General features: G+C 71.6%; 21 protein-coding genes. 11 read left to right on the forward strand and 10 right to left on the reverse strand.

The window, feature by feature from the left end:
* Positions 1-7: 7 nt before the first annotated feature.
* Positions 8-1,432 carry a serine/threonine-protein kinase gene (locus ACWGDB_RS08720; RefSeq protein ID WP_453821948.1) on the reverse strand — a complete coding sequence of 475 codons (1,425 nt, stop codon included), beginning with the start codon at positions 1,430-1,432 and terminating at the stop codon, positions 8-10.
* Positions 1,433-1,733: 301 nt separating this feature from the next.
* Entirely contained in the window at positions 1,734-2,834 is a 1,101-nt protein-coding gene (locus ACWGDB_RS08725) for a citrate synthase 2 (protein ID WP_453821768.1), read from the reverse strand.
* A 289-nt stretch (positions 2,835-3,123) separates the two neighbouring features.
* Between ACWGDB_RS08725 and pdxH the strand changes: the two genes are divergently transcribed.
* The 3 genes from pdxH to ACWGDB_RS08740 all read left to right on the forward strand — a co-directional run bounded on the left by pdxH (position 3,124) and on the right by ACWGDB_RS08740 (position 6,100).
* Positions 3,124-3,792: a pyridoxamine 5'-phosphate oxidase gene (gene pdxH / locus ACWGDB_RS08730; RefSeq protein WP_453821769.1), complete on the forward strand. Its 669-nt coding sequence runs from the start codon at positions 3,124-3,126 to the stop codon at positions 3,790-3,792.
* Between the two features lie 328 nt (positions 3,793-4,120).
* Entirely contained in the window at positions 4,121-4,531 is a 411-nt protein-coding gene (locus tag ACWGDB_RS08735; RefSeq protein ID WP_453821770.1) for a RidA family protein, read from the forward strand.
* 138 nt (positions 4,532-4,669) lie between these two features.
* The gene (locus tag ACWGDB_RS08740; protein WP_453821771.1) at positions 4,670-6,100 is read left to right on the forward strand and encodes a PAS domain-containing protein; all 1,431 of its coding nucleotides are present in this window, start codon (positions 4,670-4,672) and stop codon (positions 6,098-6,100) included.
* A gap of 22 nt (positions 6,101-6,122) precedes the next feature.
* On the opposite strand, the gene ACWGDB_RS08745 is transcribed toward ACWGDB_RS08740, so the two are convergent.
* Entirely contained in the window at positions 6,123-6,878 is a 756-nt protein-coding gene (locus ACWGDB_RS08745) for an SIS domain-containing protein (protein ID WP_453821772.1), read from the reverse strand.
* Positions 6,879-7,121: 243 nt separating this feature from the next.
* Between ACWGDB_RS08745 and ACWGDB_RS08750 the strand changes: the two genes are divergently transcribed.
* Together ACWGDB_RS08750 and ACWGDB_RS08755 are read left to right on the forward strand one after the other, a co-directional pair.
* Positions 7,122-7,814 carry a metal-dependent transcriptional regulator gene (locus ACWGDB_RS08750; RefSeq protein WP_062703554.1) on the forward strand — a complete coding sequence of 231 codons (693 nt, stop codon included), beginning with the start codon at positions 7,122-7,124 and terminating at the stop codon, positions 7,812-7,814.
* Positions 7,815-8,440: 626 nt separating this feature from the next.
* Positions 8,441-9,310 (forward strand): alpha/beta fold hydrolase, encoded by an 870-nt coding sequence (locus ACWGDB_RS08755; RefSeq protein ID WP_453821949.1) that lies wholly within the window; start codon positions 8,441-8,443, stop codon positions 9,308-9,310.
* Between the two features lie 97 nt (positions 9,311-9,407).
* On the opposite strand, the gene ACWGDB_RS08760 is transcribed toward ACWGDB_RS08755, so the two are convergent.
* From ACWGDB_RS08760 to ACWGDB_RS08770, 3 genes are all read right to left on the reverse strand, one after another.
* Positions 9,408-11,000 (reverse strand): transporter, encoded by a 1,593-nt coding sequence (locus ACWGDB_RS08760; protein ID WP_453821773.1) that lies wholly within the window; start codon positions 10,998-11,000, stop codon positions 9,408-9,410.
* Complete coding sequence (locus tag ACWGDB_RS08765; RefSeq protein ID WP_453821774.1) at positions 10,997-11,764, reverse strand: ABC transporter ATP-binding protein; 768 nt, start codon at positions 11,762-11,764, stop codon at positions 10,997-10,999. The genes ACWGDB_RS08760 and ACWGDB_RS08765 overlap by 4 nt, the downstream gene beginning before the upstream one ends.
* Before the next feature lie 93 nt (positions 11,765-11,857).
* Positions 11,858-12,520: a bifunctional DNA primase/polymerase gene (locus ACWGDB_RS08770; protein ID WP_453821775.1), complete on the reverse strand. Its 663-nt coding sequence runs from the start codon at positions 12,518-12,520 to the stop codon at positions 11,858-11,860.
* A 317-nt stretch (positions 12,521-12,837) separates the two neighbouring features.
* On the opposite strand from ACWGDB_RS08770, the gene ACWGDB_RS08775 reads away from it, so the two are divergent.
* Complete coding sequence (locus tag ACWGDB_RS08775; protein WP_427845440.1) at positions 12,838-14,223, forward strand: transcriptional regulator; 1,386 nt, start codon at positions 12,838-12,840, stop codon at positions 14,221-14,223.
* A gap of 202 nt (positions 14,224-14,425) precedes the next feature.
* Entirely contained in the window at positions 14,426-16,264 is a 1,839-nt protein-coding gene (locus ACWGDB_RS08780) for a hypothetical protein (RefSeq protein WP_453821776.1), read from the forward strand.
* 40 nt (positions 16,265-16,304) lie between these two features.
* On the opposite strand, the gene ACWGDB_RS08785 is transcribed toward ACWGDB_RS08780, so the two are convergent.
* The gene (locus tag ACWGDB_RS08785) at positions 16,305-17,612 is read right to left on the reverse strand and encodes an ABC transporter substrate-binding protein (protein ID WP_453821777.1); all 1,308 of its coding nucleotides are present in this window, start codon (positions 17,610-17,612) and stop codon (positions 16,305-16,307) included.
* Positions 17,613-17,729: 117 nt separating this feature from the next.
* On the opposite strand from ACWGDB_RS08785, the gene ACWGDB_RS08790 reads away from it, so the two are divergent.
* Together ACWGDB_RS08790 and purU are read left to right on the forward strand one after the other, a co-directional pair.
* Complete coding sequence (locus ACWGDB_RS08790) at positions 17,730-18,230, forward strand: SCO4402 family protein (RefSeq protein ID WP_383606701.1); 501 nt, start codon at positions 17,730-17,732, stop codon at positions 18,228-18,230.
* Positions 18,231-18,312: 82 nt separating this feature from the next.
* A complete protein-coding gene (purU, locus tag ACWGDB_RS08795; protein WP_383606698.1) occupies positions 18,313-19,194 on the forward strand; it encodes a formyltetrahydrofolate deformylase in 882 nt (293 codons plus the stop codon).
* 167 nt (positions 19,195-19,361) lie between these two features.
* Here the strand turns inward: purU and ACWGDB_RS08800 are convergent, their stop codons facing one another.
* Together ACWGDB_RS08800 and ACWGDB_RS08805 are read right to left on the reverse strand one after the other, a co-directional pair.
* Positions 19,362-20,642 (reverse strand): zf-HC2 domain-containing protein, encoded by a 1,281-nt coding sequence (locus ACWGDB_RS08800; protein WP_453821950.1) that lies wholly within the window; start codon positions 20,640-20,642, stop codon positions 19,362-19,364.
* 104 nt (positions 20,643-20,746) lie between these two features.
* Positions 20,747-21,331 (reverse strand): sigma-70 family RNA polymerase sigma factor, encoded by a 585-nt coding sequence (locus ACWGDB_RS08805; RefSeq protein WP_453821778.1) that lies wholly within the window; start codon positions 21,329-21,331, stop codon positions 20,747-20,749.
* A 347-nt stretch (positions 21,332-21,678) separates the two neighbouring features.
* Between ACWGDB_RS08805 and ACWGDB_RS08810 the strand changes: the two genes are divergently transcribed.
* Together ACWGDB_RS08810 and ACWGDB_RS08815 are read left to right on the forward strand one after the other, a co-directional pair.
* The gene (locus tag ACWGDB_RS08810) at positions 21,679-22,059 is read left to right on the forward strand and encodes an STAS domain-containing protein (RefSeq protein WP_362387936.1); all 381 of its coding nucleotides are present in this window, start codon (positions 21,679-21,681) and stop codon (positions 22,057-22,059) included.
* A gap of 182 nt (positions 22,060-22,241) precedes the next feature.
* Complete coding sequence (locus tag ACWGDB_RS08815; protein ID WP_453821779.1) at positions 22,242-22,754, forward strand: EF-hand domain-containing protein; 513 nt, start codon at positions 22,242-22,244, stop codon at positions 22,752-22,754.
* Positions 22,755-22,757: 3 nt separating this feature from the next.
* Here ACWGDB_RS08815 and ACWGDB_RS08820 read toward each other — a convergent pair whose 3' ends face one another.
* Complete coding sequence (locus tag ACWGDB_RS08820) at positions 22,758-24,266, reverse strand: class I adenylate-forming enzyme family protein (RefSeq protein WP_453821780.1); 1,509 nt, start codon at positions 24,264-24,266, stop codon at positions 22,758-22,760.
* Positions 24,267-24,334 lie beyond the last annotated feature (68 nt).

Raw genomic sequence — 24,334 nt, forward strand, 5'->3', positions numbered from 1 at the left:
CCGCCCGTCAGTCGTCGCCGCTCCCGTCGTCGTCGCCACCGTCGTCGTCCTGCGGCACTTCGCGCTGCTGCTGTTCCAGCTCCTGCTGCTCGCGCTCGGCCTGCTCCAGCCTTTCCTGCTCCTGTCTGGCCCGCTCCCGCTCCTGCTGCTCCTGCTTCCCTTCCTCCCGCCTCGCCCCGTCCGGCTCTTCCTGCTCTTCCTGCTCTTCGGCAAGGGGTCTGCCCGTCTCCGCCGCCGGGATCGGGGAGGCGGCCGGGGACGGGGTCGAGACCGGAGGGGATGTGGATGCGGAGGCGGGCGGGCTCGGCGGGGCCTCGGAGTTCGTGCCCTCCGTCGCGGTGTCGTCGGGCGAGAACCACAGCATGCCCAGGAGCATCGCGGCCGCGAAGAGCACCGCCGCGGCCGCCGTGGCCGCAACCCGCGGCCGGCGCACGAGGAGCGCGAGGGACCCGGGCCGCGCAGGGCTCGCTGCCCGGGAGGCGGACCGGGAACGGGATTGCGACCGGGACCGGGACCGGGATCCCGATCGTCCGGTGGAGGCCGGCCCTTGGGCGGAGGGCAGCATGTACGTGGTCGGACTGCTGGTGTCGCCCACCTGCGACGCGGCGGCCGCCGCCGACGCGACCGCAGGCCGGGACGGTGACGTGGCGTCGGGCAGTGGCTCGGGGCGTCCCAACCAGGCACCGTCGGCGAACCAGTCGGCGGCCTGCTGGGCGGCGGGCCGGTGCTCGGGATCCTTGGCGAGCAGGCCGAGGAGGTAGCTCTCGAAGGCGGGCGGAAGCCCCGGGACGCCCAGTTCACGGGGCGGTACGGGCACGGCGTCCAGATGCTGGTGAAGGATCGCGACGGCCGTGTCGGCGTGGAACGGCGGGCGTCCGGTGAGGAGTTGGTAGAGCACACAGCCCAGCGCGTAGACGTCGGAGGCCGGGCCCGCCGGCTTCCCCAGCGCCCGCTCGGGGGCGAGATAGAGGCTCGTGCCCACGATCTGCCCGGTGGCGGTCAGCGCAGCGCCGGGGTCGTCGAGGAAGCGGGCGATCCCGAAGTCGCCGATCTTGAGGGTGCCGTCGGCGTCCAGGAGCAGATTGCCGGGCTTGATGTCCCGGTGGACGATGCCCTGCCGGTGCGCGGCGGCCAGCCCCGCGGCGGCCTGGGCGGCGATGCGGGCGACGCGTTCGGCGGGCAGGGCGCCGAACTGCGACGCCACCCGCGCGAGACTGTCCCCCTCGACGAGCTCCATCACCAGGTAGAGCCGGTTCTCGTGCTCGCCGAAGTCCCGGACGCCGACCACGTTCGGATGGGCGATCCGCGCCGCCGTCTGCGCCTCGAGACGGAACCGGGAGGTGGCGGTGGGATCGGAGTCCTGGGGCAGCAGGAGCTTGACGGCCACGGCCCGGCCGAGCGTCTCGTCGTGGGCCCGCCAGACCTCCCCCATCCCACCGCGCCCGATCGACTCGCTCAGCCGGTAACGGCCCGCTATCAGCACCTGTCTCATCCTCATGCCGTGGGACGTCTCGATCGCCGCAGGCATGAACTCACCCCGTGGGAAAGGGTGATGGTGGAAGGCGCCGCAGCCGCCCCAGCATACTGGCGGAGTGGATCAGTCACGGTCCGTATGCCGAATGCCGGCATCCCCGGCGGCCGAGCGGCATCACGCGGAGCTGATCGGCTCCGCGTGACGCCCGTTCGGGATCAGTGGATCAGTGCATGGATCGGTGCCTGGACCGATGCGCGGCTCAGTGCGCGATGTCGGCGTAGCCCTCGACCGCGCGCGGGTCGCGCGGGCCCGGGCCGATATAGCGCGCGGACGGGCGCACGAGGCGGCCGGTGCGCTTCTGCTCCAGGATGTGCGCCGACCAGCCCGCCGTACGGGCGCAGGTGAACATGGACGTGAACATGTGTGCCGGGACCTCCGCGAAGTCCAGCATGATCGCGGCCCAGAACTCCACGTTGGTGGCCAGGACCCGGTCCGGGCGCCGATTGTGCAGCTCCTCCAGGGCGGCCTTCTCCAAAGCCTCGGCGACCTCGAAGCGGGGCGCGCCCAGCTCCCGGGCGGTGCGGCGCAGCACCCGCGCGCGGGGGTCCTCGGCGCGGTAGACGCGGTGGCCGAAGCCCATCAGGCGTTCGCCCTTGTCGAGGGTCTGCTTCACATACGCCTCGGCGTCGCCGGTGCGCTCGATCTCCTCGATCATGTGCAGGACCCGGGACGGGGCACCGCCGTGCAGCGGGCCGGACATGGCTCCCACGGCACCGGAGAGCGCGGCGGCCACATCGGCGCCGGTCGACGCGATCACGCGGGCCGTGAAGGTGGAGGCGTTCATGCCGTGCTCGGCGGCGGACGTCCAGTACGCGTCGACCGCGGCCACGTGCTTGGGGTCGGGCTCGCCGCGCCAGCGGATCATGAAGCGCTCGACGACGGACTGCGCCTTGTCGATCTCGCGCTGCGGCACCATGGGCAGGCCCTGACCGCGCGCGGACTGGGCGACGTAGGAGAGGGCCGTGACGGCGGCTCGGGCCAAGTCGTCCCGGGCCTGCTCCTCACCGATGTCCAGGAGAGGCTTCAGCCCCCACACCGGGGCCAGCATGGCGAGCGCGGACTGGACGTCGACGCGGATGTCGCCGGAGTGCACGGGAATCGGGAACGGCTCGGCGGGCGGCAGACCGGGCCGGAAGGCACCATCGACGAGCAGCCCCCAGACGTTGCCGAACGAGACATGGCCGACCAGGTCCTCGATGTCGACGCCCCGGTACCGCAGAGCGCCGCCCTCCTTATCCGGTTCGGCGATCTCCGTCTCGAACGCGACTACTCCCTCGAGTCCGGGTACGAAGTCGGACATCAGGCGGCTCCTCGTGATGTGTGCGACGGATGGGGTTGTGGGTGGGACGACCAGGTGTCACTCGGCGGAGATGGACATACGCCCCGTCGGATCCACGGTCACGGGGACTCGCGGTCCGGGGTGTACCCCTGTGATGCCCCGTGCGGCCGGCGGTCACCCAACCGCGACGACAACAGCACGATAGTCCCTGAGTGTCATCTTCGGGAGGGTCTTGCGGCACTCAGTGCCATGCGCGCCGAAGGGAGGCACCGCGCCGTACGGCGTCCGCCACATACGGCAGGATGACCGCGTGACCGACCGAGACGCCGTCCCCTTCGACCCCGCCGCGATGCGCAAGCAGTACCGGGCCGAGGGCCTCGCCGAGACCGACCTGGCCGCCACGCCGGTCGAACAGTTCGCGCGCTGGTTCAAACAGGCCGCGTCCGAGGCCCACCTCTTCGAGCCGAACGCGATGATCGTCTCCACCGCGGACGCCGAGGGGCGGCCCAGCTCCCGCACGGTGCTGCTGAAGCACTTCGACGAGCAGGGTTTCGTCTTCTACACCAACTACGACTCCCGCAAGGCCCGCGACCTCGCCGGGAATCCGTACCTCTCCCTGCTCTTCCCCTGGCATCCGATGGCCCGCCAGGTCATCGTCACCGGCGTGGCGCGGCGCACCGGGCGCGACGAGACGGCCGTGTACTTCCGCAGCCGCCCGCACGGCTCCCAGCTCGGTGCCTGGGCCAGCGCCCAGTCCTCCGTCATCGCCACCCGCGACGACCTCGACGCCTCGTACGCCGAACTGTCCGCCCGCTATCCCGAGGGCGATCAGGTGCCGGTGCCGCCGAACTGGGGCGGCTTCCGGGTGGCACCGCAGGCGGTGGAGTTCTGGCAGGGGCGCGAGAACCGGCTGCACGACCGGCTGCGGTACGTGGCGGAGCGGGACGGGAGCTGGCGGGTCGAGCGGCTGAGTCCGTGAGGCCGGCACGCCTGCCCTGAACGCAGACGACCCGCGAGCTCGGGTTCCTCCGCCGTGGCGGAGGAGCCGGCCGGACGTACCGGCGAGCTCGCGGGTCGGGTGACTGCTGGGATTGGGCCGGCTGCACGCGTCTGTCACGTGCTGGTCCGGCACCGCACTGGGTGGGGTGACGGGCCGCTAGCCCGCAGCCACCTCACGCGTCCGGTTCTCATACATCTGCCGAACCACCTCCCTTCTCGTGTGCTCCACACCCTAGGAAGCACCGCGGCCCCCGATCAACCTCTTTTTTCCCTGTACCTGTTTGCGCTGGTCACCTAGCGTTCCGTGCATGACAAAGCAGCAGCCGGGGCGGCAGGCGATCCTCAGTGGATCGCCCTTCGAGGAGCAGATCGGGTACGCCCGTGCCGTGGTCTACGGGGACTGGGTGCACGTGTCGGGGACGACCGGGTTCGACTACGCGACGATGACGATCGCCGAGGACGTGGTGGAGCAGGCCGAGCAATGTCTGCGGAACGTGGGCGCCGCGCTGGAGGAGGCCGGCTGTTCGTTCGGCGAAGTGGTGCGGGTGCGGTACCTGCTGCCCGAGCGGGCCGACTTCGAGCCGTGCTGGCCCGTGCTGCGGCGCTACTTCGGGGACGTGCGGCCGGCGGCGACGATGATGGTGTGCGGGCTCGCGGATCCTCGTATGAAGATCGAGATTGAGGTGGACGCGAGGAGGGGATGCGTGGCTCATGTCTGATCTTCCGATTTCCGCCACACAACGATTCCTTCAATCTTGTGGGAACTCGGTGTGTGCTGCGTCACGTTCCAGTTAGATGATTGCGAGTGAGCGAACCGACGCGTCGTACGTGCGGACGCAGCTTGGCAGGGGGTCCAGGTGAGTGCTTCCCGGCGTAGTGGGACCACCGACGAGCTGGGACCGGACGAACCCGAGCGGGACGGTCCGGAGGGTTCGTCGGCCGGTTCCGAGGGTTCGGCAGGCGGTTCCGATCTGCTGGCCGCGCTGCTGGACGGGATGGACGCGGCCCTGTGCGCCTTCGACGCGGACGGGGTCGTCACCCATTGGAACCGTGAGGCGGAGCGGATCCTCGGGTGGAGTGCGACCGAGGCCGTGGGGCGGCACGGGTTCGCCGGGTGGGCGGTGCGCGAGGCCGACGCCGAGGAGGTGGAGGGGCGGCTGATGTCCGCCATGCACGCTCCGGGGCGGCAGGTGCACGAGTTCGCCCTGCTGACCAAGGACGGCGGGCGGGTTCTCGTACGGACGCAGTCGGCGGCCGTCCGCGGGCCCGACGGTAAGCCCGCCGGGGTGTACTGCGCCTTCAGTGAGGTGCACACGCAGATCGATCTCGAGCGGTCGATCGCGCTGAGCGAGGCGTTGTTCGAGGACGCGTCGTGGGGCGTCGTACTCGTCGACGCCGATCTGCGGCCCGCGGTGGTGAACGCGCATGCGGCTCGGGCACTGGGCATCGGCCGTACGTCCGTGCTCGGGCGGCCCCTCGGGGAACTGCTCGCCCAGGGCGTCGAGGAGCTGGAGAGCGCGCTCACGCATGTGCTGGCGGAGGGTGCTCCGCCCGCGCCGGCCGAGATCTGGGTGAGCGTGCGGACGCCGGAGGGCGAGCGGCGCCGGTGCTGGCGGTGCGGCTTCGTGCGGCTGGCCTCCCCGCTCGCGGAGGAGCCGGTGCCGCTCGGGGTGGGCTGGCTCTTCCAGGACATGACCGAGGCCAAGCAGGCGGAGCAGGAGGCCGCGCTGCTGAGGTTCCGGACCAACCAGCTGCATCGGGCCGCGCGGGCCGCCGCGGAGTGCGAGAACCCCGCCGACGCGGCGACCGTGCACCTGGACTTCGCGCTGGCCGGGTTCGCCGATCACGCGCTGATCGACCGGGTCGCGGGCGGGGCGGTGCCGGATGCGGAGACCGCGGAGCCGGTACGACTCGTTCGGGTCGCCGTGACACCCTCGGGCGCGCCCGGGCCGAGTCTGCTCGGCGGGGAGGCCGGCCTGCCGGTGCGCTACGCCGAGGGGCATCCGGCGTTGCAGTGCGTGGCGCGGGCCGGATCGGTGCGGGCCGATGCGGGCCGGATGCCGACCGAGCGGGCGCGTGAGTGGGCTGTGGGGCGGCAGTGGCCCGCGGACTCGGTGCACGCGCTGTGTGCGGTGCTGCGGAGTCGGGGGCGGACGGTGGGGGTCGTGACGTTCCTGCGGGGCGCCGGGCGCAGTGCGTTCGAGCGGAGCGACGCGGTGTATGCCGAGGATGTGGCGGTGCGGATCGCTTCCGCTCTGGATCTGGCGGGGGTTGTGGGGCGGGGCTAGGACGCACCCGGGCCGCGGGCCGCTACTGCCGGTAGAAGATCCGGTCGCCGTACTTTTCGAACACCTTGCCGTTCCAGTCGTGACCGCCGTCGACGTTGCCCGAACGCAGGAGCGGGGGCTCGATGCCGCGGTCTGCCAGGGAGGCGGCCGCCGTGGCCATGACGGCCTGGAGGAGGGCCGCGGTGACGACCGTGGAGGCGGGGGCGAAGGGGGCCGGGATGGTGTCGAGCGTGAGCTCCGCGTCGCCGATCGCGATCTTCGAGTCGAGGACGATGTCGCAGTGGTCCTTGAGGTAGGTGCCGGAGACATGGCGGGAACTCGTCTCCGAGGCATACGCCACCGAGGTCACGCCGAGGACCCTGGCGCCCAGGGCGCGGGCCTTCATGGCCATCTCCACGGGCAGGGCGTTGCGGCCGGAGAGGGAGATGACGACGAGCGCGTCGCCGTCCCGGAGGGGGGAGCTGTCCAGGACCGCGCTTGCCAGGCCGTCGACGCGTTCGAGGGCTGAGCCGAGGGTGGCGGGCATGACGTCCACGCCTACGACGCCGGGGACCGCGAGCAGGTTCATCAGGGCGAGGCCGCCCGCGCGGTAGACGATGTCCTGGGCGGCGAGGGAGGAGTGACCAGCGCCGAAGGCGAAGAGGCGGCCGCCGCCGGCGACGGTGTCGGCGAGCAGGGTGCCGGCCGCCTCGATGTTCTCGGCCTCCTCGTCGCGGGCCCGCTGGAGCAGGGCGATGGCGGCGTCGAAGAACTGGTCGGCCGGCGTGCTGTCGCTCATGCGGGGCCCCTTCGGGGGTGGGGGTGTGTTGCGGATCACCGTGCGGTCTGGACCAGTGTGGTGTCAATACGGTGTGCCGCCGGTGGCCGGGCCGGGTGCATACCCTCGTGTAACCCGCTGGTTTCAACGGCGCGGCACGGTTGTCCGTGGTATCCGGCAGAATTGACTACAGGGCCAGCGCACGCGCCGTGGAGCTGTCTCGCTTCCGGCTGAGCTAATCGCAGAGCTAATCGAGGGGCACGTATGTCCGGACTGATCGACACCACGGAGATGTATCTCCGCACCATCCTCGAGCTGGAGGAGGAAGGTGTGGTCCCCATGCGCGCCCGTATCGCCGAGCGGCTGGACCAGAGCGGGCCGACCGTCAGCCAGACGGTGGCGCGGATGGAGCGTGACGGGCTGGTGTCCGTGGCGACCGACCGGCATCTGGAGCTGACGGACGAGGGCCGGCGGCTGGCCACCCGCGTCATGCGCAAGCACCGCCTCGCCGAGTGTCTGCTCGTCGACGTGATCGGGCTGGAGTGGGAGCAGGTGCACGCCGAGGCGTGTCGCTGGGAGCACGTGATGAGCGAGGCCGTGGAGCGGCGCGTGCTCGAGCTGCTGCGGCACCCGACCGAGTCGCCGTACGGCAATCCGATCCCCGGTCTGGAGGAGCTCGGCGAGAAGGACGGCGCCGATCCGTTCCTCGACGAGGGCATGGTCTCGCTGGCCGACCTCGACCCGGGCGTCGAGGGCAAGACGGTCGTCGTCCGGCGGATCGGTGAGCCGATCCAGACGGACGCGCAGCTGATGTACACGCTGCGTCGGGCCGGCGTGCAGCCCGGCTCGGTGGTGAGCGTGACCGAGTCGGCGGGCGGCGTACTGGTGGGCAGCGGCGGCGAGGCGGCCGAGCTGGAGGCGGACGTCGCCTCCCATGTGTTCGTCGCCAAGCGCTGACGACAGGTCGTCCCCGCTTCTCGTGTGTGCAACTCCCGGTGAACGAGCGGGAGTTGTGGCGATTCTGGATCTCGCCCATTCCAAGATCCAGTAGGTCGAATCGCAGCGCTCCGGCGATTCGCGTGCGAGGCTGTCGCGTGAGGCATATGACCTGAGATCTCTGGGCCGGCATCGTCAGCGATGCGTCCGGCCGGGGAGGGGGCGCGACGATGTGCCGTGAGTGTGGAGAGGGCCCCGGCGCCATACGGCGCCGGGGCCTGTCCTCCCCTGTGCTGACCCGGAGCCCCGAGCTCCCAGGGTCATTCCCCTCGGACCGTTTTCCCCGAGCGGTCCGCCTCCCGCTGAAGATCTCCCCTCGACGCCGGCGATCAATCCTTGAGGGGGGTCACTCGAATGAGGGGTGTTGGCCGCGAGCGCCGCATTTTCGAATGGGGGTTCGATAGTCTGCGGTGACGGGTCAGGCGGAACGTGCGCTTCAGAAGTGTGCGCATAAGATCACGTCAGACACACAGGACATGCACATCGCGGCAGATACGGCAGGCACGACAGATACGGCAAGCAGGACACGGTTCACAGGACCGGTCGGCTCGAGCGGTCCGAGCGGAGCTAGGGGGGTGCCAGGACCAATGGTGCGGCGCATCGACGTGACCGGCGCGGGCGGCGTACGTCTCGCGGCCTGGGAGTTCGGCGACCCTCCCAAGACCGACCCCGCCAGGGAACATGAGCGCACGCCCGGTGTGCTGTTACTGCACGGCCTGATGGGCCGCGCCTCGCACTGGACGTCCACCGCCCGCTGGCTCTCCGAGCGGCACCGTGCCGTGGCGCTGGACCAGCGCGGCCACGGCCGTAGCGAAAAGCCCTCGCAGGCCTCCTTCACGCGCGAGGCGTACGTCGACGACGCCGAGGCGGCCCTCGAGCAGCTGGACCTCGCCCCCGTCGTCCTCATCGGCCACGCCATGGGCGCGCTCACCGCCTGGCAGCTCGCCGCCCGGCGGCCCGACCTGGTGCGGGGCGTGATCATCTGCGACATGCGGGCGTCCGCGCTCGGCTCGGCCTCGCAGCGGGAGTGGGCGGACTGGTTCAAGGCCTGGCCCGTGCCCTTCGCCACGCTGGCCGATGTGCGCAAGTGGTTCGGCGAGGACGACCCCTGGGTCGAGCGGCCGAATCCCGCGCGGGGCGAGTTCTACGCCGAGGCGATGCACGAGTGCGAGGACGGGTGGCGGCCCGTTTTCGATCCGGACCAGATGCTCAGGTCCCGGGAGACGTGGGTGTTCGACGCGCACTGGGAGGAGCTTGCCCAGGTGCAGTGTCCGGCGCTGGTGGTGCGTGGACTGGATGGCGAGCTGGGGCGGGCCGAGGCTCAGGAGATGGTGCGGGTGCTGCCTCGGGGGGAGTATGCGGAGGTGGCCGACGCGGGTCACCTTGTGCACTACGACCAGCCCGAGGGATGGCGGGGGGCCATCGAGCCCTTTTTGGACGCGGTGCGCACGGGGTGACGCCGGGCGCCTGTGAGCTCGGTGCGTGCTGAGCGACGGCGGCTGCGGGTAGTTCGTGGCTGGTCGCGCAGTTCTCCGCGCCCCCGAGCAGGGCCCGCTATCCCTTGCTCACCGCCGTCAGGATCTCCGGGAGGCGGGCCGCCGTGCGCGGTGCCGCCAGGCGTAGTCCCAGCAGCGTGATCGCCGCCCCGTAGACCGCCCCGCCGGGCAGCAGCAGCCAGGTCCAGTCGTCCCCGCCGTCGCTCACGTTGAGCCAGATCGTCACCGCGATCACGGGGGCGCACAGGAGGGCCGCCGCCACCATGCCGCCGAAGATCGAGATCCACGCGAGGCCCGTCTGGCCGGGGGCGACGTTCTTGTAGCCCTCCTGGGGGATGGAGTACGGGAAGCGGGCCGAGGTCCAGGCGCCGGTCGCCAGCATGGCGCCGAGGAGGGCGAAGGACAGGCCGAGGACCTCGGGCAGCTTGGGCCAGTCGCCGAGGAGCGCTGTCGTCAGGACGGTGACGAGGACGGCGTACGGGAGAGTGATCAGCAGCAGCGCGAAGGCTCGGCCGCGCAGCTCGACGTAGGCGTCCCGGGTGGACGAGATCGTCATCGCGACCATCCAGAACGCGGACGTGTCCTGCCCGAACTGGTTGTACATCTGGATGCCGAGCATCCCGGCCGCGAAGCAGGCGAAGTAGATCGAGCCGGTGCCCTGCAGGGCGTTGAACAACGGCACGATCAGGCCGATGGCGAGCGAGGTCACCCAGGCCGCCTTCGTCTTCGGGTCGCGCCAGACGTAGCGCAGGCTGCGTTCCATGACGGTGCCGGTGCGGCCGGGCGGGAGCAGGCGGGCGAGGCCCGTCGAGTTCCGTTCGCGTACGGCGGACTCCGTGGCCGCCTGGAGCGTGGAGCCGTCGGGGGATGTCATCAGCTTGGTCAGGTGGCGTGACCATACGGCGATCAGGGCCACCAACGCGCCTGCACTCAGGGCGAGTTGGAGGAGGCCTGTCCCGTACGCCCCTTCGCTCACCGACTCCACCGCCCCGATCGCGGACGCCGGCGGCACCCACCGCAGCACATCCGCCGCCGGATCGAGCTGGGCGAGCCCCGACGAACCCAGGCGCTGCGCCCCGAAGTTCACGACCTGCGCCCCGATCGCGATGACCAGCCCGCTCAGCACCGCCAGATCGCGTCCCTTTCGGCTGGTCAGCAGCCGGATGTTGGCCGCGGCGACGGCCCGCGCGAGCGCCACGCACACCAACAGGGCCAGCACGACGGCGATCACCGCGACGACGTACGCCCAGCCGCCCCGCGCGAGCGCGATCACCGATCCGGTGAACAGGCACAGGGTGAACAGGGGGCCGATGCCGACGAGGGAGGCCGCGAGCAGCGCCCGCACCAAGGGCTGGGGGCGCAGCGGCAGCATCACCAGCCGGGTCGGGTCGAGGGTCTCGTCGCCGCCGGGGAAGAACAGCGGCATCACGGCCCAGCCGAGCGCCAGGACGGCCACCAGGAGCACGACCACCGAGTCGGCGTGCGCTGTGCCGCGCAGCATGATCAGGCCGAGCAGCTGCAGCGCCGCGAAGAGCAGGACCACGACGGCCGAGGCGATGTAGGCGGCCCGCCGGCCACCGGACTGGCGCAGGCCGTTCCGCAGCAGCGACAGCTTCAGCCGTACGACGACGCCGGTCACGTCGGCGCTCATCGGGCCCCGCCCAGCCAGTCGAGGTCGGACCCGGTGTCGCGGGCGTTCGCGCCGACGAGTTCGAGGAACGCCTGCTGCAGCGAGGTCGCGTCGCCGCGGACCTCGGAGAGGGGGCCGTGGGCCCGGATGCGCCCGGCGGCCATGACGGCGACCCAGTCGCACAGTGACTCGACGAGCTCCATGACGTGGGAGGAGAAGACGACGGTCGCGCCGGAGGCGGTGTAGCGCTCCAGGACGCCCCGGATGGTCTGGGCGGAGACCGGGTCGACGCCCTCGAACGGCTCGTCCAGGAACAGCACTTCGGGATTGTGGAGCAGCGAAGCCGCGAGGCCGATCTTCTTGCGCATACCGGTCGAGTAGTCGACGACCAGCTTGTGCTGGGCCCCCGCCAGGTCGAGCACGTCCAGCAGTTGGGTGGCCCGCTTGTCGACCTCGGCGCCGGGGAGTCCGCGCAACCGGCCCGTGTACGCGAGCAACTCCCGCCCGGAGAGCCGCTCGAAGAGCCGAAGCCCTTCGGGCAGCACCCCGATCCGCGCCTTCACCTCGACGGGGTCCCGCCACACGTCGTGCCCGACGACCTCGACGGACCCCTGATCGGGCCTGAGCAGCCCGGTCACCATGGAGAGGGTCGTGGTCTTCCCGGCGCCATTGGGACCCACGAGCCCGATGAACTTCCCAGCGGGCAGATCCAGATCGATACCGGCGACAGCGACCTGCTGCCCAAATCGCTTCCAGAGCCCACGCACACTCACGGCCGACGTCATGAACGCCAACCCTAAGGGGCGCGGGGAACCGCGCGACCGGCCAGGACGAACCCGCAGCCGCCGACGAACCTCAATCAGGCGGCCGAGCAGGCGTTACCGATCCCTGCCGCAGGCATACGCGAGCGGCGAGATCAACTCCTCCGCATCCGGCAGCCACCGATTGGCCGGCGTAGGCCGACAGGCCCACTGCACAGCTCCCCGGGACCCGAACCGAGTCGGCGGCCCGGCGACCCACGCGCCCTCGCCCAGCGCGACCAGGTCCAGCGACCCGACCGACCATCCCAGCTTGCGCACCAGCTCGGGCACCTTCACCGACGCCCCCGGCAGCACGAAGAAGTGCATCCGACGGTCCGGCGTCAGCGTCACCGGCCCCAGCGTCAACTCCATCCGCTCCATCCGGGCAAGTGCGAGAAACCCGGCCGTCTCCGGGACGGAGATCGCGTCGAAGGTGCGTCCCGTCGGCAGCAGGATCGACGCGTTGGGCTGCTTCTGCCACATCCGGCGGGCGACCGTCGCGCTCCCGGTCGCCTGCGTAGCCCAGTCCGGGCGTGCGGGGTGCGCGCCGGGCGCGGGGCACGCGGTGTCGTCGCAGGAACAGAGCTGCACGCCGTCCACGGCCTCCAGCCAGGTCCCGGGGAACACGTCCCAGTGACGCTCCTCGGCATAGCGAACGGCGGTCTCCAGCAGCGTTTCGCCGCGCTGCTTCGGAATCTGTGCGGCTTCGGTGGCCGGGATCGTCTCTTCCACGCCCAACACAACTCCCGCACCCACCTGTAGTTACGGGCGTCGCGCGCGCGGGGGAGGAGCATTGATTCCTCATCTGGGGCGCATGGGTGCACGTGTGGGGGCGCGCGGGAGGATCGGTGGCCGGAGCTGGGTAGCCCACTGTGGGGTCGGCTTCCGCCTTTACCCCGGCAATCCTCACAAGCCTCGCATTTTCGGTACGCCGACGGGGCATTGATCTTCACGGCCGGAATCCTGCGGTGCACAGCCAGTGCCCCGGGCCGGATTCGGTGGTGGAGGACACATCAACTCGGTGCGTGGGCAGGCACCGCAGCCACAGGGGGTACGCCATGGCCGCAAGGCCTCTCGTCGCGCGACAGCCGAACGAACGGCTGCAGGCGCTCATCCAGGAAGCGGGCTGCTCGAACGCCGGGCTGGCCCGCCGGGTCAACATGTGCGGTGCCGAGCACGGTCTCGATCTGCGCTACGACAAGACGTCCGTGGCCCGTTGGCTGCGCGGACAGCAGCCGCGGGGACGGGCGCCGGCGATCATCGCGGAGGCGCTCGGCCGCAAGCTGGGCCGTACGGTCACGATCGACGAGATCGGTATGGCCAACGGCAAGAACCTCGCGTCCGGCGTCGGTCTCCAGTTCTCGCCGACGGTACTGGGAGCCATCGAGCAGGTCTGCGAGCTGTGGCGCAGCGACGTCGGGCGCCGGGACTTCCTGTCCGGCTCGTCCGTCGCCGCGTCCGCGCTGGTCGAGCCCAGCCGCGACTGGCTGATCTCGTCGCCCGACTCACAGGTGGCGCGCTCGGCGGGGCCGCGGGTGGGGCAGTCCGATGTGCAGGCCGTGCGCGCGATGACCCAGGCGCTCGTGGACCTGGACCATCAGTACGGCAGCGGGCATGTGCGCCCGGTCGTCGTGCACTACCTCAACAGTGTCGTCTCCGGGCTGCTGGCCGGGTCGTACCGGGAGGCGATCGGGCGGGAACTCTTCGCCGCCGTCGCGCGGTTGACCGAACTCGCCGGGTACATGGCGATCGACACCGGCCAGCCGGGGCTGGCCCAGCGGTACTACATCCAGGCGCTGCGGCTGGCGCAGGCGGCGGGAGACCGGGGGTACGGCGGGTATGTGCTGGCCGCCTCCATGAGCCACCTCGCCGCGCAGCTCGGGAACCCGCGAGAGATCTCGCAGCTCGCGAGGGCGGCGCAGGAGGGGGCGCGGGGGCGCGTGACACCGCGCGCCGAGGCCATGTTCTACGCGGCCGAGGCGCGAGGGCATGCGCTGATGGGCGACGCGCGCGCCGCCCAGGTGGCGTCCGGACGCGCCGTGACCGCGCTGGAGACGGCGGATCCGGAGTCGGGGGACGACCCGGCGTGGATCGCGCACTTCGACGAGGCCTATCTCGCCGACGAGTTGGCGCACTGCCACCGCGACCTCGGCCAGGCCGAGGCGGCGGCGCGGCGCGCGGAGGAGTCGCTGGCCGGCCTCCCGGAGACGAAGGCGCGGCGCCGGGCGATCGGCTATGTGCTGCTTGCCACAGCGCAGGTGCAGCAGCGCGAGGTCGAGCAGGCCTGCCACACCGGTCTGAAGGCCGTGGAGCTGCTGGGGACCCTGCGTTCCAACCGGGGCGCCGAGTATCTGGAGGACTTCCAGCAGCGCCTGGAGCCGTATCGGGACGAGCCGGTGGTCAGGGAGTTCGGGGCGCGGCTGGACCTTCCGGCGGCGGCGTGAAACCGCGGGGTACCAGGGCGTGAACGGCAGGGAAATGAAGGCGACGGTGACGAAAGGGGGACGTATATAGCGGATGGGGGCCCGGAATTGTTACGGCGGTCACAGGGACCCAGGTCACGTCCTGGGCGGCGTGGCACCCGGCTCGGCGGAGCCGGTAGCGTGACCCGACGATTCACAAGGTCCCCCATTGGTAGGAGTCCCGGTGACGCAGAGTGGACGGGGCGAGGAGCCCTCGGCGCGACCCGCGCGCGAAGGCATCGTGCTGCCCTCGGACGGTGGTGAGCCGCTGCTGCCGGGTATGACGGGCGCGCAGGCCGGCCGGCCGACGTCGGTACCGGCCACGCCGCCGACCGCACCCCCGCCCTCGGCACCGCCCGGCGGGCAGGCCTGGGGCACCCCCTGGGGACCCGACCAGAACCAGCACCCGGCCCCGCCGCCGGCCGCGCCGGGCCAGGCCTGGGGCACCCCGCCCGACCCGTCCTGGGGCGGGCAGGAACAGCAGTACCAGTCGCCGCCCCCGCAGCAGTGGGGCGCCGCGCCGGACGCCGCCGGGGGCGTGCAGGGCGCGCCGTCGTACGGCCATGGCGACCCGGCCGGGTCGCAGATGCCCGCGCCGCAGCAGCCGTACGGGCACGGCGGTCCGTCGCCGACGCCGCTGCCGCCCGCGGGCGGTCAGGGGTACGCGAGCGCGCCGCTGCCGCCCGAGGGGCAGCACGGCACGCACGGGGCGCTGCCGTCCGCCGGTGCGCAGGCGTACGGCGCTCCCGGCCAGGGCGGCGCACTGCCGTCCGCCGGGCACGGTGACCCGGGCGCGCAGTACGGAGCCCCGGGCTCCAACCCGCCCTTCCCCGAGGCCGGTTCGGGAGGCTACGCCGCCCCGATGCCCGCGGCCGACGAGGGCGCCACTCAGTACATACCGCCGGTCGCCGCCGCCCCTGGGGGCGCGGACGACCAGGCCACCCGTTACATACCGCCCGTCGCCGCGCCTGCCGCCGACGAAGGGGCGACCCAGTACATCCCGCCGGTGGGGCCCGGGGCACTGCCGCCCGAGGCGCCCAGTGAGCACACGCAGGTCCTGGGGCGGGCCCGGCAGGGCGGCGGCGCCGGGCCGATGCCGGCCGCTGCCGGGAACGATGCCGACGCCACGCAGTACATCCCGCCCGTGACGGGTCAGCCGGGCGGGGCGCCGCAGGCGGGACAGGGCCGGCAGCCACTGTCCGAATTCGACAACCTCTTCCGCAGCGAGCCGGCCGGTGCGGCCCCCGCCGGCGCCACCCAGCAGATGCCGCGCATCCAGCAGCCCCAGTCGCAGCCGCAGGGCCGGCACGAGTCGGGGTACTTCCCGCCCGGCCCGTCCGGCCGGGGCACCGACGACGTCGGCCACGGAGGACGCGGTGGCGGCCGTACGGGGTCCAAGGTGCCGCTCATCGCGGCCATCGGTGTCGGGATCGTCGTCGTCGGTATCGGTGCGGGTGCCATGCTCGCCGCCGGGGGCGGGGACGATCCGAAGGGCGACGACAACAAGCCCGTCTCCGCCACGGCCCCGGCGACCGAGGGTTCGGCGTCACCGTCCGACGATCCGGCCGAGCAGCAGGCGGTCGCCCTGGACAAGCTGCTGGCAGACAGCGGTGACAGCCGTACCGCCGTGATCAACGCGGTGGCCGCGGTGAAGACCTGCGGCAACCTCGCTCAGGCCGCCACGGACCTGCGGGGCGCGGCCAAGCAGCGCAACCAGCTGGTCACCGACCTGTCCAAGCTCTCCGTCGACCAGCTCCCGAGCCACACCGAGCTGACCACCGCGCTGAACAAGGCGTGGCAGGCCTCGGCGTCCGCCGACAACCACTACGCGGCGTGGGCGGACCAGGTGGCGGCCAAGAAGGGGCAGCTCTGCAAGAAGGGCCAGGCCCGCTCCACCGGCCAGACCCAGGCCGGCAACCGCGCCAGCGGCACCGCCAGCACGGAGAAGAAGACGGCCGCGCAGCTGTGGAACACGATCGCCAAGAAGTACGGCCTGACCGAGCGCCAGCCCACCCAGCTGTAGTACGGGGCGGGGACGTCGACCGCCCGGAAGGGCCGGGCGGTCAGTTCACGTCGGCGTTCTGCAGCGTGCTCGTCACGTCGATGAAGCCCTTGCGGGCCGCCACCAGCTGACCGTCCCGGACGACCTGGAGGGTCACCTTGCGGTTGACCAGACGGGGGTAGCCGACGGTGGCGAGGACGTCCTGGAACTTCCACTGCAGGGCCGGTGTGAGCCCGCCCGTGGAGACCTTCAGGCCCTTGTTCAGCGCCCCTCGTACGGAGTTGGCGGTCACTTCGCCGTCGCCCAGCGACTCGACGACCTTCTTGAACACCGTGTAGGCGATCCAGGTGGTCTGCACGCCGGCGTCCGCGGGGTCGATGCGGTTGTCGCCGAAGGCCTGCTCGCTGATCACCTTCTTCATCGCGTCCCAGCGCGGGTCGCTCGTGACCGGGTACCAGCCGGAGATGTACGAGCCGTCGTACACCGACGCCCCGCCCGTCGTGTTGATCACGGTCTGGTCGACGCTGCCGAGGACGGTGGCGGTGCGCACGTCGGGGTAGTCCGCGCGGGAGCGCCGGAAGGAGTCCATGAAGGTGCTGGTGCGGTCGCCGAGGGCGGGCACCACACAGCCCTTCTCCACCAGGTCGGTGGTGGTGTACTCCAGCGCCCGCTCCGACTGGCTCCCGTACTCGGTGGCGTCCTCCGCGGCCAGCTGGTCGGCCGAGGACGAGTGCCTGCCCGCCCGGAGGCCGGAGTCGAGCAGCGGCGGCAGCTCGTCGCCCGCGATGCTGTCGGGGCGGACCAGCGCCACGGGGCCGCACGAGCGGGCCAGTTCCCTGCCGAGGCCCGCCAGGAGGCTGGGCTGGCCGCCGTTGACGGGGTAGGACAGCGGGCTGGTGAACTCGGCGTTGGTGACGCCGTAGCCGCCTATGTACGGGATTCCGGCGCTCTCCAGCGAGGGCAGGAAGGTCTCGCCGAACTGGCTGTAGGAGCCGATGACCGCGACGGCGTTCTCCTCGACCGCGCGGTCGGCGCACCGGGCCGCGGCCACGCTGTCGTTGCGGTCGTTGCAGGTGAGGACCTCGAGCTTGCGGCCGCCGAGGCCGCCGTGGGCGTTGATCCAGCGGGCGTACGCCTGCGCGAAGGCGGGCATGCCGGGCTTGTTGGTCGCCTTGGTGCCCTCCGGGGCCCAGGTCATGACGGTGATCGTGTCATCCCCGGAGCCCCCCGTGGCACCGGGGATGACCCCGCATCCGACTGCCAGCGACGCACACGCCACCACGGCAGCCGCAGAGCGGGTGGCTGCTCTGACGGGCCGGTCGGTGATCGTGGGGAGGAGCGTGCTGCGGGTGCGTCGCCTGCCGGTCATGGACACGCACGATTCCGCCACACAACAAACCGCGGCATCACCCATGGTTATCAAGGGGTGACCGGAAGGTGAATTACGGGGGCTGGTGAGGCCACTGTGGCGGAGAACGTACGATCGATGACCGTGCAAGGTTCGGATAGCTCTTCCCGTCGCGCCCGTCGCTCCTCCACCATGGGCGGCATGCCACTCAACGACATGCCGTGGTGGCGCTGGCGCAGCAATGTGCGCTCCGCGCTGCACATGCTCTCCGACCAGACGTTCCAGCGGGACGTCTGGCTGGCCGGTGTCGACGGGTACGGCGACGTCACCGACGCCGTGTACCGCCTCGTCGAGGACACCTGGCTGGACAACTGGTCCGCCGAGAAGTACGTCGGCACGATCTTCCGGGACTCGCAGGAGGCGGCGCTCGTCGACACCGCCGTGCTGCGTGTGCTGCGGATCATGCACCAGGTCGGCCCGGACGCGGCGGTCTCCGCGTACGTACAGAACGAGGGGTGGCCGGAGGCGGTGCGGGCGGCGCGGGACGCGCATGTCCGGATGGCCACGGCCGACGGCGAGGACCCGGACGCCCCGCCGCGCACCCTCGAGGTGCTGCGGATCATGACGCGCTCCGCGTGAGGATCCTGTCCGGGCCCGGTGAGCGGTCCGCGCAACGGGACGACTGCCCGCCCAGGGGGCCGGATATGGGACCCTGTGCTGCATGAACCAGCAGTCCACCCGAGCCGCGGTCCCCGCCGACCAGTACGTCCTCATCCTGTCGTGCCCCGACAAGCAGGGCATCGTGCACGCCGTGTCGAGCTACCTCTTCATGACCGGCTGCAACATCGAGGACAGCCAGCAGTTCGGTGACCACGACACGGGACTGTTCTTCATGCGCGTCCACTTCTCGGCGGAGTCGCCGGTGACGGTGGACAAGCTGCGGGCGAGCTTCGCGGCGATCGGGGACTCCTTCCAGATGGACTGGCAGATCCATCGGGCCGAGGAGAAGATGCGGGTCGTGCTGATGGTCAGCAAGTTCGGGCACTGCCTGAACGACCTGCTGTTCCGGGCGCGGATCGGCGCGCTGCCGGTGGAGATCGCCGCGGTGGTGTCCAACCACACGGACTTCGCGGAGCTGGTGGGGTCGTACGACATCCCCTTCCATCACATCCCGGTGACGAAGGACAACAAGTCCGAGGCCGAGGCGCAGCTGCTGGAGCTCGTGCGCGAGGAGGGTGTGGAGCTGGTCGTGCTGGCCCGCTACATGCAGGTCCTCTCGGACGACCTGTGCAAGCAGCTGAGCGGGCGGATCATCAACATCCACCACTCCTTCCTGCCGAGCTTCAAGGGCGCGAAGCCGTATCACCAGGCTCACGCCAGGGGCGTCAAGCTGATCGGTGCCACGGCTCATTACGTCACCGCGGATCTCGACGAGGGGCCGATCATCGAGCAGGAGGTCGAGCGGGTGGGGCATGACGTCACGCCGGACCAGCTGGTGGCGATCGGGCGAGATGTGGAGTGCCAGGCGTTGGCTCGGGCCGTGAAGTGGCATGCCGAGCGGAGGATTCTGCCGAACGGGCGGCGGACGGTCGTGTTCGCCTAGTAGCTCGGGTTCATCTGTCCGGGGGCGGCTGCGGGTAGTTCGTGGTTCCTCGCGCAGTTCCCCGCGCCCCTAAAGGCACGTGCAGTGGACGCACCTTTTAGGGGCGCGGGGAACTGCGCGACCAGCCCCCACCCACCCGCGGCCGCCACCGAATCCGCAACCCACCCCTACATCCGGCTCAAGCTCGCCGCAGCGAACAGCACATCCCTGATCGCCTCCCGGTCACCGACCTGCCCTGCCGCCGCCTCCGCCGGAGGCACATGCCCGGCCGCCAGTCGGCAGAATTCCGCGCCGTCCAGTGCGACATGGGCCACCTCATGCTCGGCGGAGCCCACCGCCGCCGGGGAGTCCAGCGGGATCAGCCACTGGCCGCCGCCCGAACCCTCGATCTCCAGCCGCAGGCTGCGGCCGGGCTCGCCGGCGGGCACGAGGCGGCGGTGTGGGCCGGGAGGCGGCGGCGCCGCAAACCCGGCCCGCCGCCGTGCGGCCAGCACCGTCGGCAGCATGCGGGCCGCCAGATCGACCATGTGGTGCAGATCGCGGCCGACCGGCGCCTCGTACGGATAGTCCACCGCGTCGGCGATGTCCTCCGCGTGCACCCAGCACTCGAAGGCGCGGTCCAGCATCGCGTCGCGCAGCGGCAGCTCGAAGTCGCCGTAGGCCACGGACAGTTTGCCGGTGCCACCGCCCGCGAAGGACACCGTGCGGACCAGGGCGTGGGTCTGTTCGCGCCAGGGTGCGCGCACGGCGCGGGTCGGCGGGAAGTGCGAGGCCCGCCAGTACGCCTCCGTGCGCCCGGACGGGGTCGGCCGGTCCGCGGCGACGTCGCCCATCGGATCCTGCAGGCCCAGCGCGAGCGCCACCAGCCCGTCGACCGTCAGCAGATGCGCGATGACGCCCGCGACGGTCGTACGGCGGCTCGTCGGCTCGTCCTTCTCGAACCACCGCAGCCGCACGGGCGCGTGCCACTCGGCGTCCCCGAAGTCCTGCAGCAGGGCGTCGAGGCGGGCCGTCTCGGCGTCGTACGGCGACGCCCACTCGGGCACCGGGATGCGCGGCGGGCGGCGGTCCAGGCAGCCCTGCAGGACACGGGTGCGCAGGGCCGGGTCCAGGTCGAGGCTCTCGGCGGGGTGCAGCAGGCCCACGGCCTCGCGCAGCCGCCGTGCCTCGTCCGCGCAGGAACCGCAGTCGCCGAGGTGCTCCTCCACGGCCGCCGTCTCCTCCGGCGAGCACGCGGCCAGCGCCCAGGCGCCGAGGAGTGCCTTCAGGACGCGGTGCTCGAGGACGAGCGGGGCGGCCGGGCGGTATGTGGGGTCGCCGAGGTCCGCCAGGGCGGGCAGGGGGCGTCCGGTGTCCTCGACGGAGGCGCGCGGGAGCGGTATGCGGGGCGGCTGGCCGGGGGTCGGCTTCGGGGTGGGGTGCTGGTCGTCGCCGTTGCCGCTGCTCATGCCGGAGGCTCCCTGGGGGAACTCTCCGGAGCCGTTCTCCTCCTGGTGCTTTTCATGATCCTTGTCCGGGGTGGGGTCATGGGAGGAGTTGTCGTGCGCCTCGTTCACACCGCACCCCCGTATCCCGGTGGCGTCCCGGGGGCGGCTCCCGCGTCGTGGGCGGTGGACAGCAGCTGCAGGCCCAGGCGCAGCCGGCGGCGGGCCTCGTCCTCGGTGACGCCGAGGTCGGCGGCGGTCTGGCGGTAGTCGCGGCGCTGGAAGTAGGCCAGCTCCAGGGCGGCGCGCAGCGGGACGGGCATGGACTGGACGATGTAGTCGGCGCGGGCGGCGACCGAGGCGTGCCGCACCTTGCGCTCCAGCTCCTCGGTGGAGCCCCGGCCGGCCTGGACGAGGGCGGCGGTCTCGGTGGCGCGCAGCCGCTGCACGGCCAGGCGGTGGGTCAGCGTGGCGACCCAGGAGCGCAGCGGGCCCTGCCTGGGGTCGTAGCTGTCCGGGTGCTCCCAGACGTGGGCGAAGACGTCCCGGGTGATGTGGTCGGCGGCGCGCTCGTCGCCCAGCACGGTGTGGGCGAGGCCGTGCACGAGCGAGGCGAACCGGTCGTAGAGCTCGCCGAGGGCGGCCGCCTCGCCGCGCGCCAGGCGCTGCTGCATCTTGCGGTCCCAGCGGGGCAGTGCGTCCTTCTTCGCCATCAGGCCCCCCTCACCGGTCCGCCCCGTCCAGCGTGCGTCCTTCGTCCCCCCGAATGTAGTCGGCACGTCCGACAGCGCACGCCCCTTTGTCGCAATGTGCGCCCCTTGAACAGTCATGGCTGGTGACGTACCTCGCACTCGTGATAGAGGAGCTCGCGCCCGCCCTCGCACCCGCTCGGCTACCCGACCATCGTGCGATCAGACTCGATCGAACAGGATCGAATGCGATTGAAACAAGCCTTTTCTGATCGGTGACCGTTTTCTGGACGGTGTTTCAGGGAACAGCCGCTGGGCAGCCGCGCTGCAAGGAAGCGTAGGTATCGCTTCCGGTTCGGCGAGCGAGGGGCATGGTGGTGACGTTGAAAGTGACCGGCGGCGAGCGAGGCGACTGGGCTGTGCTCCAGGTGTCGGGCGAGCTGGATCTGGTGACCTCGCCGGTGATGCGTCAGCACATCCATGACGTGGTGGCCGAGGGGCGCCACAGTCTCGTCCTGGACCTCTCCGAGGTCCTGTTCTGCGACTCCAGCGGTGTCGGCGTTCTCATCGCCTCCCGCCGGCTGATCCGCTCCTGCCAGGGCAGCCTGCGGCTGATACTCCCGGCGCAGGGCGCGGTGGACGGCTCGCACGTGAACCGCGTGCTGGGGGCGCTGGGTGTGCGTCGGCTCTTCGAGGTGTACCCGGACGTGGCGGCGGCGGTCGCGGACGACGCCCGGCCACTGTCGGCCTGAACAGCCCCGGTTCCCTGCGGTCGGTCCCCCGAAAGACCCGGAACCCTCGCAAGTGCCACACCGTTGTCCCAAAATTCCCCCGGTCTTGGCACAACCGCCGCTTTCCGGCGCCCGGACGGCTCCCGGCGTCGTACGCTCCGTGGCAGATGCACCCCACATGACGTAAGGCGGCCTGATAAGACATGGTCAGCAGCGAGTACGAGCGCAGGATCGCGGCCCGGTTCGCCGGCTTCGACCAGGACGGCAACGGCTACATCGACCGCGAGGACTTCAACGCGGCGGCCAAGGCCGTGCTCGCCGAGTTCGACACCGCCGCCCGTTCCGACAAGGGCCAGGCGCTCTACATCGGCGCCGAGGCGTTCTGGCAGGGCATGGCCGGGATCGCGGACCGGGACGGCGACCAGCGCATCACCCGCGAGGAGTTCGTGAACGGCGCGGTCAAGCGGCTGCGCGACAACCCGGACCGGTTCGCCGAGATCGCCCGCCCCTTCCTGCACGCCGCCCTCGCCGTGGCCGACCCCGACGGCGACGGGTCCGCCACCGTCACCGACACCGCGCGCGTGCTCGGCTGCCTCGGTGTGGCGCAGGACGTCGCCCAGGCGGCCGCCGGCTCCCTGGACACGGACGGCGACGGCAAGGTGACCGAGGACGAGACCGTCACCGCGTTCGCCCGCTACTTCACCGTCCCCGAGTGACCTCTAGACGGACTTCGAGAAGCGCTCCCTGAGCTTGTACTTGAGCACCTTGCGCAGGGTGTCGTTGCGCGGAAGGGCGTCCACCACCTCCAGCTGCTCCGGCAGCTTGTGCGTCGACAGCCCTTCCCCGCGCAGATACGACGTCAGCGCCTCCAGGGTCAGCCCGGCGGCGCCGGGCGGCTGTTCCACGACCGCGCACACGCGTTCCCCGCGCGCCGCGTCGGGCAGCCCGATGACCGCCACGTCCCCGACCGCGGGATGCCGGTGCAGCAGGTCCTCGATCTCCTTCGCCGAGATGTTCTCGCCCTTGCGGATGATCACGTCCTTGAGGCGGCCGGTGAGCACCAGATGCCCGCTGTCCGTCAGCCGCCCGAGGTCACCGGTCCGCAGGAACCCGTCCTCGTCGAAGGCCGACGCCGTCTGCGCCGGGTCCAGATAGCCCCGGCAGACCGCCTCCCCGCGCAGCCGCACCTCGCCGTCCAGGATCCGTATCTCCATCTCCCGCGGCGGCCGTCCCTCGGTAGTCGCCAGGTTGTGCGCCGTGTCGTCCGGCGCCCCCATCGTGATCATCGGCACCTCGGTCATGCCGTACCCGTGGGTGAGCTGCACCCCCATCTCACGCACCACGGCGTGATACAGCTCCGGCGGCTTCGGGGCCCCGCCGCCCGCCAGCAGCCGCAGCGAGGGGACGGCCTTCGCACCGGCCGGGAGCTTGCGCTGCTCCGCCAGGAACATCGAGTAGAACGCCGTGGACCCGCCCGCGATCGTCACCCCGTGCCGGCGGTACCCCTCCAGCGCGTCCGGCAGCGCGAACTGCTCGAACATCACCGCGGGGAAGCCGTACAGCAGCAGCATCACCATGTAGTCCGGGCCGCCGATATGGGCGTACGGGAAGGCGATCGAGCCCACGTCGGCGGACGTGGGGCGCAGGGCGTGCGCCAGGCAGGAGCCGCCCGCGATCAGTGAACGGTCGGTGTGCAGGACGCCCTTCGGGTCGGACGTCGTCCCCGAGGTCCAGTAGATCCAGCGCACCGAGGTGCCCTCGGCGGGCGGCGGGGGCAGGACCGCGGGATCGCCGTCGGGCAGGGTGTCGTACGCCTCGAAGATGCCCTTCGCGCCCAGTCGCCGCGCCATCTCGGTGTGGTCGAAGCCCCGCCACTCGCCCGGCACCGCGAAGAACTCCGCCTTCGACTCCCGCAGCGCGAAGCCCACTTCGCGGTCCCGGTAGAACGGGATGACCGGCGACTGCACGGCACCGAGACGCGCCAGGGCGAAGGACAGCAGGGCCGTCTCGATACGGGTGGGCAGCTGCCAGGCGACGACCGTGCCGGGGCGTACGCCCATGTCGTACAGGCCGGCCGCCACCCGCTCGGCACGCGCGCGTAGGGCGCCGAAGGACAGCGTGCGGTCCTCCTGGAGGAGGGCGGGGCGGTCGGGGGTGCGGTCGGCGCGGCCGGTGACCAGGTCCCAGAGGGTGCGCGAGGAACTCAGGGCGTGAGCGGTGTCGTTCATGACAGCCCCCTGCATCAGCTGACGGTCAGTCAGATCGTGGGCAGAGCGTAGGCCTCACCGCCTTGTCG

The sequence above is a fragment of the Streptomyces sp. NPDC055013 genome (assembly GCF_053608645.1).